General features: G+C 62.0%; 14 protein-coding genes. 11 read left to right on the forward strand and 3 right to left on the reverse strand.

Annotated features, from left to right (window positions below):
- Positions 1 to 20: 20 nt before the first annotated feature.
- Complete coding sequence (locus tag SOP85_RS21265) at positions 21 to 494, reverse strand: Lrp/AsnC family transcriptional regulator (RefSeq protein ID WP_046820664.1); 474 nt, start codon at positions 492 to 494, stop codon at positions 21 to 23.
- A gap of 176 nt (positions 495 to 670) precedes the next feature.
- On the opposite strand from SOP85_RS21265, the gene kynU reads away from it, so the two are divergent.
- The 3 genes from kynU (at position 671) to SOP85_RS21280 (ending at position 4,863) form a co-directional block, all read left to right on the forward strand.
- Positions 671 to 1,921 carry a kynureninase gene (gene kynU, locus SOP85_RS21270; RefSeq protein ID WP_323628130.1) on the forward strand — a complete coding sequence of 417 codons (1,251 nt, stop codon included), beginning with the start codon at positions 671 to 673 and terminating at the stop codon, positions 1,919 to 1,921.
- A 102-nt stretch (positions 1,922 to 2,023) separates the two neighbouring features.
- On the forward strand, positions 2,024 to 3,337 hold the full coding sequence (locus SOP85_RS21275; protein ID WP_323628131.1) for an OprD family porin: 1,314 nt from the start codon (positions 2,024 to 2,026) through the stop codon (positions 3,335 to 3,337).
- A gap of 86 nt (positions 3,338 to 3,423) precedes the next feature.
- Positions 3,424 to 4,863 (forward strand): amino acid permease, encoded by a 1,440-nt coding sequence (locus SOP85_RS21280; protein ID WP_323628132.1) that lies wholly within the window; start codon positions 3,424 to 3,426, stop codon positions 4,861 to 4,863.
- On the opposite strand, the gene SOP85_RS21285 is transcribed toward SOP85_RS21280, so the two are convergent.
- Positions 4,804 to 5,688, reverse strand: a complete 885-nt coding sequence (locus SOP85_RS21285) for a LysR family transcriptional regulator (RefSeq protein ID WP_323628133.1) — start codon at positions 5,686 to 5,688, stop codon at positions 4,804 to 4,806. The genes SOP85_RS21280 and SOP85_RS21285 overlap by 60 nt on opposite strands.
- 204 nt (positions 5,689 to 5,892) lie before the next feature.
- Here SOP85_RS21285 and SOP85_RS21290 point away from each other — a divergent pair, with 204 nt between their 5' ends.
- Positions 5,893 to 6,657, forward strand: a complete 765-nt coding sequence (locus tag SOP85_RS21290) for a sulfite exporter TauE/SafE family protein (protein WP_323628134.1) — start codon at positions 5,893 to 5,895, stop codon at positions 6,655 to 6,657.
- Here SOP85_RS21290 and SOP85_RS21295 read toward each other — a convergent pair.
- Positions 6,647 to 6,961: a putative quinol monooxygenase gene (locus SOP85_RS21295; RefSeq protein ID WP_274074113.1), complete on the reverse strand. Its 315-nt coding sequence runs from the start codon at positions 6,959 to 6,961 to the stop codon at positions 6,647 to 6,649. The genes SOP85_RS21290 and SOP85_RS21295 overlap by 11 nt on opposite strands.
- 164 nt (positions 6,962 to 7,125) lie before the next feature.
- Between SOP85_RS21295 and SOP85_RS21300 the strand changes: the two genes are divergently transcribed.
- The 7 genes from SOP85_RS21300 to SOP85_RS21330 all read left to right on the forward strand — a co-directional run bounded on the left by SOP85_RS21300 (position 7,126) and on the right by SOP85_RS21330 (position 15,276).
- Positions 7,126 to 7,716 (forward strand): NAD(P)H-dependent oxidoreductase, encoded by a 591-nt coding sequence (locus SOP85_RS21300; protein WP_323628135.1) that lies wholly within the window; start codon positions 7,126 to 7,128, stop codon positions 7,714 to 7,716.
- Positions 7,717 to 7,846: 130 nt separating this feature from the next.
- On the forward strand, positions 7,847 to 8,758 hold the full coding sequence (locus SOP85_RS21305; protein ID WP_323628136.1) for a LysR family transcriptional regulator: 912 nt from the start codon (positions 7,847 to 7,849) through the stop codon (positions 8,756 to 8,758).
- 103 nt (positions 8,759 to 8,861) lie between these two features.
- On the forward strand, positions 8,862 to 9,755 hold the full coding sequence (locus SOP85_RS21310; protein WP_323628137.1) for an NAD-dependent epimerase/dehydratase family protein: 894 nt from the start codon (positions 8,862 to 8,864) through the stop codon (positions 9,753 to 9,755).
- Between the two features lie 198 nt (positions 9,756 to 9,953).
- Positions 9,954 to 11,399 (forward strand): SulP family inorganic anion transporter, encoded by a 1,446-nt coding sequence (locus SOP85_RS21315; RefSeq protein WP_323628138.1) that lies wholly within the window; start codon positions 9,954 to 9,956, stop codon positions 11,397 to 11,399.
- A gap of 186 nt (positions 11,400 to 11,585) precedes the next feature.
- Positions 11,586 to 12,935, forward strand: a complete 1,350-nt coding sequence (locus tag SOP85_RS21320) for a GntP family permease (RefSeq protein ID WP_274074108.1) — start codon at positions 11,586 to 11,588, stop codon at positions 12,933 to 12,935.
- Between the two features lie 15 nt (positions 12,936 to 12,950).
- Complete coding sequence (locus SOP85_RS21325) at positions 12,951 to 13,811, forward strand: MurR/RpiR family transcriptional regulator (protein ID WP_323628139.1); 861 nt, start codon at positions 12,951 to 12,953, stop codon at positions 13,809 to 13,811.
- A gap of 1 nt (position 13,812) precedes the next feature.
- Positions 13,813 to 15,276: an N-acyl-D-amino-acid deacylase family protein gene (locus SOP85_RS21330; RefSeq protein ID WP_323628140.1), complete on the forward strand. Its 1,464-nt coding sequence runs from the start codon at positions 13,813 to 13,815 to the stop codon at positions 15,274 to 15,276.
- Positions 15,277 to 15,284 lie beyond the last annotated feature (8 nt).

The following is a 15,284-nucleotide window of genomic DNA, read 5'->3' on the forward strand; positions in this document are numbered from 1 at the left end:
TTTAGCAGTGCGTTGCTCCCTTACTTGCGCACCACCAGGTCCAACAACGCTTCGCGCTCCTTGATTTTCTGCAGGACGATTTCCGAGCGGATATCGGTGACCCCCGCGGTGCGGTTCAAGTGGTTGACGATGAAATCGGAGAAATGCTTGAGGTTGCGCGCCTGGACCCGCAGCACATAGTTGCTCGCGCCCGTGATCACGTACGCGGTGACCACTTCCGGCCACGACTGGACCTTCTTGATAAAGGTCTCGTGCCAGTCCTCGACGTCCTGTCGCAACGACACATGGACGATGGCTTCCAGTTCGATCCCCAGCCGCTCGGCATTCAGCACGGCGCGATAACCGCTGATGACTCCCTCGCTTTCCAGCAGGCGCAACCGGCGCAGGCAGGCCGACGGCGACAGGGCGACTTTCTCTGCCAGTTCCTGGTTGCTGATACGGCCATCCTGTTGCAGTTGATGGAGGATTCGCAGGTCTGTCGAGTCGAGATTCATGGCTGGTGTAAATCCGCGTTTATAAGAGTTGTATTCGAATTTTATGCGAAACAAATAGCTCATGGCCGCTTACTTTGCACGAAAATTCTGCAAAGCATCGTTCATTATCTCTCCACAGAAAAGGGCCCGATAACGCCCGGAAAAACGCGACGACCTTCAAAAGAACAGGACACCCGATGACAACAAGAAACGATTGCCTGGCGCTCGATACCCAGGACACTCTCGCGCCGCTACGCCAGCAGTTTGCGCTACCCGACGGTGTGATTTATCTCGATGGCAATTCCCTGGGCGCACGGCCGGTCGCGGCATTGGCGCGTGCTCAGGAGGTGATTGCCCAGGAGTGGGGCAATGGCCTGATCCGCAGCTGGAACAGTGCCGGTTGGCGCGACCTTTCCGAGCGTCTGGGCAATCGCCTGGCCGGGCTGATCGGCGCCGGTGACGGTGAAGTGGTGGTGACCGACACGACCTCGATCAACCTGTTCAAGGTGCTCAGCGCCGCGCTGCGTGTGCAGGCCACAAGGTCGCCGACGCGACGGGTGATTGTCACCGAAAGCAGTAACTTCCCCACCGACCTGTACATCGCCGAAGGCCTGGCCGACATGCTGCAGCAGGGTTACAGCCTGCGCCTGGTCGACAGCCCTGAAGAGCTGCCGCAAGCGATCGACCAGGACACGGCGGTGGTGATGCTCACCCACGTCAATTACAAGACCGGCTACATGCACGACATGCAGGCCCTGACCGCGCTGACCCATGAGTGTGGGGCGCTGGCCATCTGGGACCTGGCGCATTCCGCCGGGGCGGTGCCGGTCGACCTGCATCAGGCGGGTGCCGACTACGCCATCGGCTGCACCTACAAGTACCTCAATGGCGGTCCGGGTTCCCAGGCGTTTGTCTGGGTCAATCCACAGTTGTGTGACCTGGTGGCGCAGCCGCTGTCGGGTTGGTTCGGCCATTCGCGGCAGTTCGCCATGGAGTCGCGCTACGAGCCGAGCAGCGGCATCGCCCGCTACCTGTGCGGCACCCAGCCGATCACTTCGTTGGCGATGGTCGAGTGCGGCCTGGACGTGTTCGCCCAGACCGACATGGCCAGCCTGCGCCGCAAATCCCTGGCGTTGACTGACCTGTTCATCGAACTGGTCGAGCAGCGCTGCGCCGCTCATGAGCTGACCCTGATCACGCCCCGTGATCACGCCAAGCGCGGCAGTCACGTCAGCTTCGAACACCCTGAAGGTTATGCGGTGATCCAGGCCCTGATCGAGCGGGGCGTCATCGGTGATTACCGCGAGCCGCGCATCATGCGCTTCGGTTTCACCCCGCTGTACACGACCTTCACCGAGGTCTGGGACGCGGTGCAGATCCTCGGCGAAATTCTCGATCAAAAAACCTGGGCGCAAGCGCAATTCCAGGTTCGCCACAGCGTCACCTGATACCGCCGATATTCACCCCTGTTGCCGGGTTTCCTGGCAGCAGGGCTTCGGTCGTCCTCGATAAACAGTTCTGTGCAATCACAATAACAAGGAACACGCAGAATGAGACTCTCCCCCTGGCCCGCCTTGTCGCTCGCCCTCGGCAGTTGCCTCGGGCAAATGGCCTACGCCGCCGCCGACAATGGATTCGTCGAAGACAGCAGCCTGACGCTGACCAACCGTAACTTCTATTTCTACCGCAACAACCTCAACAACCCAGGCGGGCAGAATTACCGGGATGAATGGGCCCACGGGATCATGCTCGATTACCGCTCCGGCTACACCCAGGGCACGGTGGGGTTCGGGGTCGATGCCTACGCGCAACTGGGCATCAAGCTCGACAGTGGCAAGGGACGCACGGGCACGGGTTTGCTGCCGGTCGATTCCAATGGCCATCCCGAGGATGAGTACTCCGAAGCGGGTGGCGCGGTGAAGGCGCGGATATCCCGCACCGAACTCAAGTACGGCAACCTGACACCGCTCAACCCGGTGTTCGGCACTGGCAATGCGCGACTGTTCACCAGCGTGGCCACCGGCTTTCAACTGACCAGCAATGAGCTCAAGGCCCTGCAACTGGACATCGGTCATTTCACCGCCGGCAACGACAGCAATTCGACCAACGCCGATGGCGCGCTGAAAGCGCTGTACGCTGGCGTGGAAACCCGCAGCGTCGATTATCTGGGCGGCAGCTACGCCCTGAGCGATCAACTGAGCGTCAGCCTGTACGGTTCGCAATTCACCGACATCTGGCGGCAGTACTACGCCAACGGCAACTACACCTTTGCCCTGGGTGAAGGCCAGTCGCTGAACCTGGATTTCAATATTTATCGCACCAACGACGACGGCCAGAGCCTGGCCGGCAGGATCGACAACACCACCTGGTCGCTGGCCAGCGGGTACAAGTTCGGCGCCCATCGATTGACCCTGGCGTATCAACAGGTCGATGGCAATGAGCCGTTCGATTACCTGGGTTTCGACCAGCAGCCGGGCACTTCGATTTTCCTCTCCAACTCGGTGCAGGTGCTCGATTTCAACGCCCCCAACGAACGCTCATGGCAACTGCGTTATGACCTGGACATGGCGCCATTTGGCGTGCCTGGCCTGAGCTTCATGTCGCGTTACGTCAGTGGCGATCATATCGACGACAGCCATTACGACGGTGGCCCCAACGGCGCTTATGGACGCTACGGCGATGACGGCAAGCGCTGGGAGCGCGACATCGAAGCGCGCTACGTCGTGCAGTCGGGCAAGGCCAGGGACCTGTCGCTGCGGGTGCGCCAGGCAAGTGTGCGCTCGACTGCGCAAGTGGCGAGGGCCGATACCACGGACAACAACGAAGTGCGCATCATCATCGAATATCCACTGAGTATTTTCTGATCCCTGTCCTGCTGTGCGTGGCTGATCCCCACCGGTAAAAACCAAGACGTGCTCTTCAAGAAAGACAATATTCAGAGGACATAAAAATGACCGATAACACCGGTTTTGAAACGATATCCAACCGTGAACAGGGCCTGCGGCGTCAGCTGACGTCCGGGCAGATGAGCATGATCGCCATTGGCGGTGCGATCGGCACCGGGCTGTTCATGGGCAGTGCCTACGCGATCGGGTATGCCGGGCCGAGCGTGCTGCTCAGCTACGCCATCGGCGCGATCATCACGCTGCTGTTGATGGGCTGCCTGGCGGAAATGACCGTGGCCCATTCGACCTCCGGCTCGTTCGGCGCCTACGCCGAATTCTATGTCAGCCCGCTGGCCGGGTTCCTGGTGCGCTATGCCTATTGGGCGGCGATCGTGCTGGCGGTCGGCACGGAAGTGACGGCGGTGGCGATGTACATGAAGTACTGGTTTGCCAACGTGCCGGAGTGGGTGTGGATCGTCTCGTTCTCCAGTGTGCTGATCGTGCTCAACGCCATTAGCGTGAAGACATTCGGTACCTTCGAGTACTGGTTCTCGACCATCAAGATCGGCGCGATTGTCGGCTTCATCATCCTCGCGGTGTACGTGGTGTTCGGTTCCGGCAACCCGGAATACGGCGTGCACAACTACACCGCCCACGGCGGCTTTTTCCCCAATGGCCTGCAAGGCATGTGGGTCGCGGTGATCGTGTCGATCTTCAGCTACCTGAGCGTTGAGATGATCGCGGTGGCTGCCGGTGAGGCGCAGGACCCGGAGCAAGCGGTGAAGAAAGCCTTTCGCGCGACTATCGTGCGCCTGGTGGTGTTCTACCTCCTGACCCTCGCCCTGATGCTGGCGATCGTGCCGTGGGTCCAGGCCGGTCATGCCCAGAGCCCGTTCGTCACGGTGATGCAGGCCATCGGCATTCCCGGCGCCACCGGGGTGATGAATTTCGTGATCCTGATCGCCGCGCTGTCGGCGATGAACAGTCAGTTGTACATCACCACGCGCATGATGTTCAGCCTGTCCCGTGGCGGCTACGCACCCAAGTCCATGGGCAAACTGAGCAAGACCGGGATTCCGCTGAACGCCCTGTTGCTGTCGAGCTCGGGCATTGCCCTGGCGACGTTGCTCAACATCCTGTACCCGGAAAGTTCGTTCACCTTGATGATGGCGATCTCGATGTTCGGCGCCATCTTCACCTGGTTCATGATCTTCCTGACCCACTACTGTTTCCGTCGTTATCACCAGCGCCACGGCGAGCGAAAACTGTCGTTTCGCATGCGCCTGTTCCCCTACAGCACGTTGTTGGGCTTGGTGCTGATGGGTGCGGTGATGATTACCACCTACTTCACCGAAGCCTTCAAGATGACCCTGGTGTTTGGCGTGCCGTTCCTGGTGCTGCTGACGGTGGTCTATGGCGTGTTTTTCAGGAAGCCAAAACCGGCCTCACTCGCTGCGCAAGGCCTCGAGCAACGCTCTGGCATAACCGGGCAGGCCAGTGAATGAGCGCGCGCACAGCAGTAATTTTCGCTGTGCCCAATCTTCCTTCAGCGCGAAGCTTTTGAGCGGTTGATCCAGTGTCCGGCGCTGGATCGCCGCCAGCGGCACGATGGCCAGCCCGGCACCGTGAGCGACCATGCGAATCACCCCGTCGAAGCCTTCCGCACGGATGCGGATCTGCATGCGCATGCCCGCGTGCAGCGCCTGTTCTTCGAGGTACACCGCGAGTGCGCTGTTGGCGGTCAGCCCCACGTAGTCGTGCCGTAAGGTATCGCTGAAACTCGGCGGTTCGCCGCCTGCCAAGGGATGCCCGGGCGGCATGATCAGCACCAGCGGATCGTTGCGAAAGGGCAGGGTTTCGAGCGAGTGGGTGTCTACCGCGTCGGAGACGATGCCCAGGTCGGCCGCACCCTGGCGCAAGGCGTGGGTGATGCGCGTGCTGGGCAATTCCTGCAGGTCGATGTCGAGGTTGGGGTGCTCGCGCAGGAAGTCGGCGAGCAGCTCCGGCAGGTATTCGGTGATCGCCGTGGTGTTGCACAACAAGCGCACCTGGCCTTTGACACCCTTGGCATAGTCGGCCAGGTCCTGCTGCATGCGTTCGGCCTGTTGCAGCAGGACCCGGGCGTGCTGGGCGAGGGCTTTGCCAGCCGGGGTCGGCGTTACGCCGCGACGGCCGCGCTCAAGAAAATCCGTGCCGAGGGACGCTTCCATCGCGCGGATTCTCGCGCTCGCGGCGGCCAGTGACAGATGGCTGCGCGCGGCGCCGGCGGTGATGTTGCCGCTGTCGAGGATGTTCAGGTAGAGGCGCAGGTCGGTCAGGTCGAAGTGCATCGGCAATCTCTGGGAATGTGTTGTCTGGTCGGACGCCTTCGCGAGCAAGCCCGCTCCCACATTTGAAATGCATTCCCCTGTGGGAGCGGGCTTGCTCGCGAAGTCGCCAGTGGCCTTAACTCTTCTTCAGCCTCTTGTTGTAAGAGAGGCACCCTCAGTATATGGCAGATTTTCATCCGGCCAATCCAGGCTCAGGATAGCCCCATGAACACACTCGCCTCGTTCTACCAAAATCTCGGATTTACCCTGTCATTGCTGGTCATCGCCACCTTCCTGCTGGCCGGCATGATCAAGGGCGTCATCGGCCTCGGCCTGCCAACCATCGCCATGGGCTTGCTCGGTCTGGCTATGGCCCCATCACAGGCTGCCGCGCTGTTGATCATTCCCGCGACCCTGACCAACGTCTGGCAACTGGCCTTCGGCGGGCATCTGCACGGGCTGATCAAGCGGCTGTGGCCGATGCTGCTGGCCATTTTCATCGGCACCGGCGCGGGCACGCTGTGGATCGGCATGGCTGGCGGCCACTGGGTGGTACGCGGATTGGGGGCGGCGTTGTTGCTCTATGCGCTGAGCGGGTTGTTCCTGCCGACCTTGCGTGTAGGCGTCCGCAATGAGCGTTGGCTGGGTCCGCTGTGCGGCGTGCTGACGGGGGTTATCACGTCGGCCACCGGCGTGTTCGTGATTCCGGCGGTGCCGTACCTGCAGGCGCTGGGCTTGAGCAAGGATGAACTGGTGCAGGCGCTGGGCCTGTCGTTCACCGTCTCGACCCTGGCCCTGGCCGGCGGCCTGCTATGGCGCGGCGCTCTCGGCGGTGGCGAGTTGAGTGCATCGTTGTTGGCGCTGATCCCGGCGGTGCTCGGCATGTGGCTGGGGCAGTGGCTGCGCCAGCGGATCAGCGCCGTGTTGTTCAAGCGTGTGTTCTTCATTGGCCTCGGCTTGCTTGGCGGCCATTTGTTGATCAGCGGCTAGCGGATGACGGGCTAAGCATGTCAATGGCGCGGATCTCGAAATCCCGCTCCAGGTATTCATCGCGCTGTTCGAGAAACTGTTTCATGTGCGGCAGGTTCGAGTGCACGTCGAGGTGTGCCTGGGACTGCCAGATCTCGTAAAAGATAAACAGGGTCGGGTCCTGCTTGTCGCGCAGCATGTGGTACTCGATGCAGCCGGGTTCGGCGCGACTGGCTTCCACATAGCCGCTGAAAAACGCTTCGAAGGCGTCGGATTTTTCCGGGCGGGTCTTGGCGTGCAGGATGAAACCTTGCATTTCACTCATCAGAAAACACTCCTCATTTCAGAATCGGCCCTAGTCTAAGGCAACAATCACCGATTGATTCGTGCGTGTGGGTCAAATGAATTTTGCACAATGGCCGCTTACTCCGCGCGAGCCAGGTCTTTACTCTGCCGCCATCCGATTCCTGACCCTTCCCGAGACCTCCCATGAAAAAAGTCCTGTTGCTCAATGGCGGCAAACAATTCGCCCACTCCGATGGCCGCTACAACACCACCTTGCATGAAGCCGCGCTGAGCGTGCTGGATCGCGGTGGGGTAGATGTCAAAGCCACGTTCATCGACGAGGGTTACGACGTCGCCGAAGAAGTTGCCAAATTCCTCTGGGCCGACGTGACCATCTACCAGATGCCCGGCTGGTGGATGGGCGCGCCATGGACCGTCAAGAAGTACATCGACGAAGTCTTCACCGAAGGCCATGGCAGCCTCTACGCCAGCGACGGCCGCACCCGTTCCGACGCCTCGCAGAAATACGGCAGTGGCGGCCTGATCCACGGCAAGCAGTACATGCTGTCGCTGACCTGGAACGCGCCGCAGCAAGCCTTCGACGACCCGACCGACTTCTTCGAGGCCAAGGGCGTGGACGCGGTGTACTTCCCGTTCCACAAGGCCAACGAATTCCTCGGCATGACCGCTTTGCCGACCTTCCTCTGCGTGGACGTGATGAAACGCCCGAACATCGAAGCCGATGTGGCGCGTTATGAGCAGCATCTGAAAGAGGTGTTTGGCCTGAAGGCGTAACGCTCGGCTACTATCGGTCTCAGCGGCTAAAAGATCGCAGCCTTCGGCAGCTCCTACAGGTGTACGCAATACCTTGTAGGAGCTGCCGAAGGCTGCGATCTTTTAGCGATTTTCGTCAAAGAGGACACTCGTGAAAGCCAGATCCGATGAATTGCAGATTTTCGTCTGCGTGATCGAGTGCGGGTCGATTTCCGCGGCGGCCGAGCAGGTCGGGCAAACGCCGTCGGCGGTCAGCCGCACGCTGTCGCGGCTCGAGGCCAAGCTCGATACCACGCTGATCAACCGCACCACGCGACGCATGGACCTGACCGAGGAGGGCAAGTACTTCTTCGAACACGCCAAGCTGATTCTCGATCAGATGGACGAACTCGAGGAGCGCTTGTCCTCACGCCAGCAAACCCCTTCCGGGCGCTTGCGCATCAACGCCGCGTCGCCATTCATGCTGCACGCCATCGTGCCCTACATCGATGAATTCCGCCGGCTCTATCCGGACATCCAGCTCGAACTCAACAGCAACGACCTGATCATCGACCTGCTTGAGCAAAGCACCGACATCGCCATCCGCATCGGCACCCTGGCCGACTCGACCCTGCACGCACGCTCTCTGGGATGCAGTCCGATTCACATCGTCGCCAGCCCGGCGTATCTGAAAAAACACGGCACCCCGACCGCCGTGGCGGATCTGGCCGAACACACCCTGCTGGGCTTCACCCAGAACGAAGGCCTCAACCAATGGCCGCTGCGCTACGTGCACGGCGATCGCTGGCCGATCCAGGCGTCGCTCAGCGCTTCCAGCGGCGAAACCATCCGCCACCTGGCGCTGGAAGGCCAGGGCATCGCCAGCCTGTCGCACTACATGACCATCGAAGACATTCGTGCCGGACGGTTGAAGGTGTTGCTGGCCGAATTCAACAGCGGCTATCGCCAGCCGATCAACGCGGTGTACTACCGCAACTCGCAGTTGGCCTTGCGCATCCAGTGTTTCCTCGACTTCATCCAGAGCAAACTGGCGGTGTACGCGTCCACGGATTTCAGCGGCTGATTCGTGATTGCAGCGCAAGAGTGAATTGGGTCAGCGGGGATTTTTCGCCAGGGATCGCTGCTGGATACTCGTTGCATCACTTATCCACGCAGGGAGTTTCTCCATGAACGTATTCGTTACCGGCGCTGCCGGTTTTATCGGCGGCTCCATCGCCACCGGCCTGATCAAGGCCGGTCACAAGGTTACCGGCCTGGTGCGCAACGCCGAACAGGCGGATGAAATGAACGCGCTGGGCATCACCCCGGTCATCGGCACGCTGGATGACAGCGTACTGTTGGCCGAACAGGCCCGGGCCGCCGACGCTGTGATCAACGCCGCCAGCAGCGACCATCGCGGTGCAGTCGAAGCTTTGCTCGATGCCTTGCGCGGCTCCAACAAAGTGTTCCTGCACACCAGCGGTTCGAGCATCGTCGGCGATGCCTCGGGCGGCAAGTCCAGCGACGTCATCTACCGTGAAGACAACTTGCCGGAACCCACTGTGGACAAGGCCGCACGGGTGGCCATCGACAACCTGATCCTCGCCGCGGCCAAGGATGGCGTGAACTCGGCCGTCATCTGCAACACCCTGATCTACGGCCACAGCCTCGGCGTCAATCGCGACAGCGTGCAGCTGCCGCGCTTGCTGAAACAGGCGCGCAAAAGCGGCGTGGTCCACCATGTCGGCACCGGGCAGAACATCTGGTCCAACGTGCACATTGAAGACGTGGTGGCGCTGTACCTGCTGGCGCTGAGCAAAAACGTCCCAGGCACCTTCTACTTTGTCGAAAGCGGCGAAGCGTCGTTCATCGATATGACCACGGCGATCGCCGAGGCGTTGAACCTGGGCCAGCCGCAAGACTGGCCACTGAAGGATGCCGAAGCCGAGTGGGGTTATGAAATGGCCAACTATGGCCTGGGCTCCAACAGCCGGGTTCGCGGTACCCGTGCGCGGGAGATATTGGGTTGGGTGCCGAAGCGTACGTCGGTGCTGGAGTGGATTCGTAACGAGATGGTGTGAGTTCGCTTTAGACCGAGTTGCTGCTTTCGCGAGCAAGCCCGCTCCCACACTTGACCGCATTGTCCAGACGGACGCGGTCTAATGTGGGAGCGGGCTTGCTCGCGAAGGCGTTTCTGAAGTTGCATAAACTGGCCGGAACGCCCTCGATTCCGTAACATCCGCACACTCTTTCTTGCTACTCCCTGCATGCGGTCCCCCATGAAACCAAAACATCTACGCGCCGATGCCCTGGCCGGGCTCACGACGTCTTTCGCCCTGTTGCCCGAATGCATTGCCTTCGCGCTGGTGGCGCATCTCAATCCGCTGATGGGCCTGTATGGTGCGTTCATCATTTGCACCCTGACCGCGCTGTTCGGTGGCCGGCCAGGCATGGTCTCCGGTGCCGCCGGGTCGATGGCGGTGGTGATCGTCGCGCTGGTGGTGCAGCACGGTGTGCAGTACCTGCTGGCGACGGTGCTGCTGGGCGGCTTGATCATGGCGGCGTTCGGCCTGCTGCGGCTGGGCAAGCTGGTGCGCATGGTGCCGCACCCGGTGATGCTCGGTTTCGTCAACGGCCTGGCGATCATCATTGCCCTGGCGCAACTGGAGCACTTCAAGAGTGGCGAGACCTGGCTGAGCGGTACGCCGTTGTACTACATGATCGGCCTGGTGGCGGTGACGATGGCGATCGTCTATCTGCTGCCACGCCTGACCCGCGCGGTGCCGCCCGCGTTGGTGGCGATCCTGGGGGTGGGGCTGGCGGTTTACTTCCTCGGCCTGCCAACCCGCACCCTGGGTGACATGGCACACATCGCCGGTGGCTTGCCGACATTCGCTTTGCCAGACATTCCCTGGAACCTGGAAACCCTGCGCATCATCGCGCCCTACGCGATCCTGATGGCGATGGTCGGCCTGCTGGAAACGTTGCTGACCCTGAACCTCACCGACGAAATCACCGAGAGTCGCGGCTACCCCGATCGCGAATGCGTGGCGCTGGGCGCGGCCAACGTGGTGTCCGGTCTGTTCGGCGGCATGGGCGGTTGCGCGATGATCGGCCAGACCGTTATCAACCTGAGCTCCGGGGGCCGCGGTCGGCTGTCCGGTGTGGTCGCCGGGGTGTCGATACTGCTGTTCATCCTGTTCCTGTCGCCGCTGATCGAGCGTATTCCGTTGGCGGCGTTGGTCGGGGTAATGTTCGTGGTCTCGCAACAGACCTTTGCCTGGGCTTCGCTGCGGGTGCTGAACAAGGTGCCGATGAACGATGTACTGGTGATTATCGCGGTGACAGTGATCACGGTGTTCACCGACCTGGCCACGGCGGTGTTGTGCGGCATCATCATCGCGGCGCTCAATTTCGCCTGGCAGCAGGCCCGGCAGCTGTACGCCGACAGTCACCTGGAAAACGACGGCAGCAAGCTTTACCGCGTCCATGGCACGCTGTTTTTCGCCTCGACCACCCCTTTCCTCAATCAATTCGATCCGGCCAACGACCCGGCGCAAGTGACCCTCGATTGCCGCCACCTGAGCTTCGTCGATTATTCGGCCATTGCCGCGCTCGACACCCTGCGCGAGCGCTACAGCAAGGCGGGCAAACACCTGCGGGTGCTGGGACTGTCCGAGCGCTGCAAGAAACTGCTCAAACGTGCCCGGGTGCAACACGACTGAGACCGACCAGCGCAGGCGTGATGAAAATCCGCCTGCCTGATTTTCATTATTTGCGACACGACATATCTCTGAGCGACATCCCTTACCTCTGCACGAAAATTACTTTCACCTCGTTTGAAAACCACGCCCCGAAATGTTTTAAGAGTTTCACAAAACTTTCGACGTGACCCTCTCGAGGAGTACCGCATGACCCCGTCCTTCGGCTATTGGCTGCTGGTGTATGCCGCTGTCGCCATCATCGCGCTGATCGTGCTGATCGCCCGCTACCGGCTCAATCCGTTCATTGTCATCACCCTGATTTCCATCGGCCTGGCGCTGGTGGCGGGCATGCCGCCGTCCGGCGTGGTCGGGGCCTATGAGGCGGGTGTCGGCAAGACCCTGGGGCATATCGCGCTGGTGGTGGCGCTGGGCACCATGCTCGGCAAGATGATGGCCGAGTCCGGCGGCGCCGAGCAGGTGGCGCGCACCCTGATTGACCGTTTCGGCGAGAAGAACGCACATTGGGCGATGGTCTGCATCGCCTTCCTGGTGGGACTGCCGTTGTTCTTCGAGGTCGGTTTCGTGCTGCTGGTGCCGATTGCCTTCACCGTGGCGCGGCGGGTCGGCGTGTCGATCCTGATGGTCGGCCTGCCGATGGTCGCCGGCCTGTCGGTGGTGCATGCGCTGGTGCCACCGCACCCGGCGGCGATGCTGGCGGTGCAGGTGTACCAGGCGTCGGTGGGGCAGACCTTGCTCTATGCGATTGCGATCGGCATTCCGACCGCGATCATCGCCGGCCCCCTGTATGCCAAATTCATCGTACCGCGCATCCAGCTGCCGGCGGAAAACCCGCTGGAACGGCAGTTCCTCGAGCGTGAGCCGCGCGACAGCCTGCCGAGTTTCGGCCTGACCATGGCGACCATCCTGTTGCCGGTGGTGCTGATGCTGATCGGCGGCTGGGCCAACCTGATTTCCACCCCGGGCAGCGGCCTCAACCAGTTCCTTCTGTTCATCGGCAACTCGGTTATCGCGCTGCTGCTGGCGACCTTGCTGAGCTTCTGGACCCTCGGCCTGGCCCAGGGTTTCAATCGCGAGTCGATCCTCAAGTTCACCAACGAATGCCTGGCGCCGACCGCCAGCATCACCTTGCTGGTGGGCGCCGGCGGCGGTCTGAACCGGATCCTGGTGGACGCCGGCGTGACCGATCAGATCGTCGGCCTGGCCCACGAATTTCACCTGTCGCCGTTGCTGATGGGCTGGTTGTTCGCGGCGTTGATGCGCATCGCCACCGGTTCTGCCACCGTGGCCATGACCACCGCCTCGGGCGTGGTCGCACCCGTCGCCATCGCCATGGGGTATCCACATCCGGAGTTGCTGGTGCTGGCGACGGGGGCGGGGTCGGTGATTTTTTCCCACGTCAACGACGGCGGCTTCTGGCTGATCAAGGAATACTTCAATATGACGGTCACCCAGACGTTCAAGACCTGGACGGTGCTGGAGACCCTGATCTCGCTCGTCGCCTTCGGCCTGACCGTGGGCCTTTCCTACCTGATTTAGCCGGAGCCGCCTGCCATGGACATCCTCTACCAGATCCGCGCCCGCCAGGATTCCTTCAGCGCCGGCGAAGGACGCATCGCCCGCCTGATGCTCGACGATGTGGGCTTTGCCGCTTCCGCCAGCCTCGATGAGCTGGCGCTGCGCGCGGAAGTCAGCACCGCCACGCTCTCGCGTTTCGCCCGCACGGTCGGCTGCAAGGATCTGCGCGACCTGCGCTTGCAACTGGCCCAGGCCAGCGGCGTCGGCAGCCGTTTCCTCGACCCGGCGGGCACGCCCGAGCAGTCGGCGTTTTACGGGCAGATCGTCGGCGACATCGAGTCGACCCTGCGCCAGCACCTGTCGGCTTTTGACGAGTCGCGGTTCGCCGATGCGGTGAAACTGCTGGGCAAGGCGCGGATGATCCACGCCTTCGGCATGGGTGGCTGCTCGACCTTGTGCAGCGATGAGTTGCAGGTGCGCCTGGTGCGCCTTGGCTACCCGATCGCGGTCTGCCACGACGCGGTGATGATGCGCATCACGGCGGCCAGCCTCAGTCCTGATCAGGTGGTCATCGTCTGCTCACTGACGGGCATCACCCCCGAACTGCTGGAAACCGTGGAACTGGCCCGCAACTACGGCGCGCGCATCCTGGCCATCACCCGAGGCGATTCGCCGCTGGCGCAACTGGCCGACATCGTGCTGCCGCTGCAAAGCGCCGAGACCTCGTTCATCTACAAACCGACAGCGGCACGCTACGGCATGTTGCTCGCCATCGATGTGCTTGCCACCGAGCTGGCACTGGCCAATCCTCAAGACAATCAAGAACGCCTGCGGCGGATCAAACTCGCCCTGGACGATTACCGCGGCGGCGACGATCACCTGCCGCTGGGAGACTGACATGATGTACGACACGCTGATTCGCAATGCCCTGGTCATCGACGGCAGCAACAGTCCTGGCTACCTGGCCGACGTGGCGATCCTGCACGGACGTATCGAGCGCATCGGCGACTTGCAGGATGCCCGTGCCAGCGATGAGATCGACGCCGCCGGCCGCGTGCTGGCGCCCGGCTTCATCGATGTGCACACCCACGACGACACGGTGGTGATCCGTCAGCCGCAGATGCTGCCCAAGCTCAGCCAGGGCGTGACCACGGTGATCGTTGGCAATTGCGGAATCAGCGCGTCGCCGGTGAGCCTGCGCGGCGATCCACCGGATCCGATGAACCTGCTCGGCAGCGCGGCGGCGTTTGTTTATCCGAAGTTCAGCGATTACCGCGCGGCGGTCGAGGCGGCGAACACCACGCTCAACGTCGCCGCGCTGGTGGGCCACACCGCGTTGCGCAGCAACCACCTCGACGACCTGTTCCGCACCGCCACGCCGGATGAAATTGCCGCGATGCGCGAGCAACTGCGCGACAGTCTCGAGGCCGGCGCGCTGGGCTTGTCCACCGGTCTTGCCTACGCCAGTGCGTTCTCGGCTTCCACCGACGAAGTCATGCAACTGACCGAAGAGCTGACCGCGTTCGGGGCGGTCTACACCACCCATCTGCGCAGTGAATTCGAACCGGTGCTGGAGGCCATGGACGAGGCGTTCCAGATCGGTCGTCATGCAAAATCCCCGGTGATCATTTCCCACCTCAAATGTGCCGGTGCCGGTAACTGGGGGCGCAGCCCGCAACTGCTGGCGTCTCTTGAACAGGCCGCGAAGACCCACCCAGTGGGCTGCGATTGCTACCCGTATGCCGCCAGCTCCTCGACCCTGGACCTCAAGCAGGTCACCGATGCCCACCGCATTACCATCACCTGGTCGACGCCACACCCGCAGATGGGCGGGCGCGACCTGATGGACATCGCCGCCGAGTGGAACCTGTCCCTGCTCGATGCCGCCCGCCAGCTGCAACCGGCCGGCGCGGTGTACTACGGGATGGACGAAAACGATGTGCGACGGATCCTCGCGCACCCGCTGTCGATGGTCGGCTCCGACGGCCTGCCCGAAGACCCGTTTCCCCATCCACGCCTGTGGGGCGCTTTCCCACGGGTGCTCGGCCATTTCAGCCGTGACGTCGGCCTTTTTCCACTGCACACCGCCGTGCACAAGATGACCGGCTTGTCGGCGGCGCGGTTCGGCTTGAAGCAAAGGGGCGAGATCCGCGAAGGCCACTGGGCCGACCTGGTGCTGTTCGACCCGGCGACCATTCGCGACGTGGCTGACTTCAATGATCCGCAACGGGCGGCTGAAGGCATCGATGGCGTGTGGGTCAACGGGGTATTGAGCTACCAGGACGGTCAGGCGAACGGGCGCAGGGAAGGGCGGTTCCTGGCGCGGGAAGGGGATTTGCGTGCAGGTTTCCAGCACCGCTAAAAGATCGC

The organism is Pseudomonas sp. YuFO20, assembly GCF_035064975.1.
GTDB lineage: Bacteria > Pseudomonadota > Gammaproteobacteria > Pseudomonadales > Pseudomonadaceae > Aquipseudomonas > Aquipseudomonas putida_AE.

Coding starts and splice junctions, on each gene's coding strand:
- SOP85_RS21265 (WP_046820664.1), bottom strand. CDS start 494: ATGAATCTCGACTCGACAGACCTGCGAATCCTCCATCAACTGCAACAG.
- kynU (WP_323628130.1), top strand. CDS start 671: ATGACAACAAGAAACGATTGCCTGGCGCTCGATACCCAGGACACTCTC.
- SOP85_RS21275 (WP_323628131.1), top strand. CDS start 2,024: ATGAGACTCTCCCCCTGGCCCGCCTTGTCGCTCGCCCTCGGCAGTTGC.
- SOP85_RS21280 (WP_323628132.1), top strand. CDS start 3,424: ATGACCGATAACACCGGTTTTGAAACGATATCCAACCGTGAACAGGGC.
- SOP85_RS21285 (WP_323628133.1), bottom strand. CDS start 5,688: ATGCACTTCGACCTGACCGACCTGCGCCTCTACCTGAACATCCTCGAC.
- SOP85_RS21290 (WP_323628134.1), top strand. CDS start 5,893: ATGAACACACTCGCCTCGTTCTACCAAAATCTCGGATTTACCCTGTCA.
- SOP85_RS21295 (WP_274074113.1), bottom strand. CDS start 6,961: ATGAGTGAAATGCAAGGTTTCATCCTGCACGCCAAGACCCGCCCGGAA.
- SOP85_RS21300 (WP_323628135.1), top strand. CDS start 7,126: ATGAAAAAAGTCCTGTTGCTCAATGGCGGCAAACAATTCGCCCACTCC.
- SOP85_RS21310 (WP_323628137.1), top strand. CDS start 8,862: ATGAACGTATTCGTTACCGGCGCTGCCGGTTTTATCGGCGGCTCCATC.
- SOP85_RS21315 (WP_323628138.1), top strand. CDS start 9,954: ATGAAACCAAAACATCTACGCGCCGATGCCCTGGCCGGGCTCACGACG.
- SOP85_RS21320 (WP_274074108.1), top strand. CDS start 11,586: ATGACCCCGTCCTTCGGCTATTGGCTGCTGGTGTATGCCGCTGTCGCC.
- SOP85_RS21325 (WP_323628139.1), top strand. CDS start 12,951: ATGGACATCCTCTACCAGATCCGCGCCCGCCAGGATTCCTTCAGCGCC.
- SOP85_RS21330 (WP_323628140.1), top strand. CDS start 13,813: ATGATGTACGACACGCTGATTCGCAATGCCCTGGTCATCGACGGCAGC.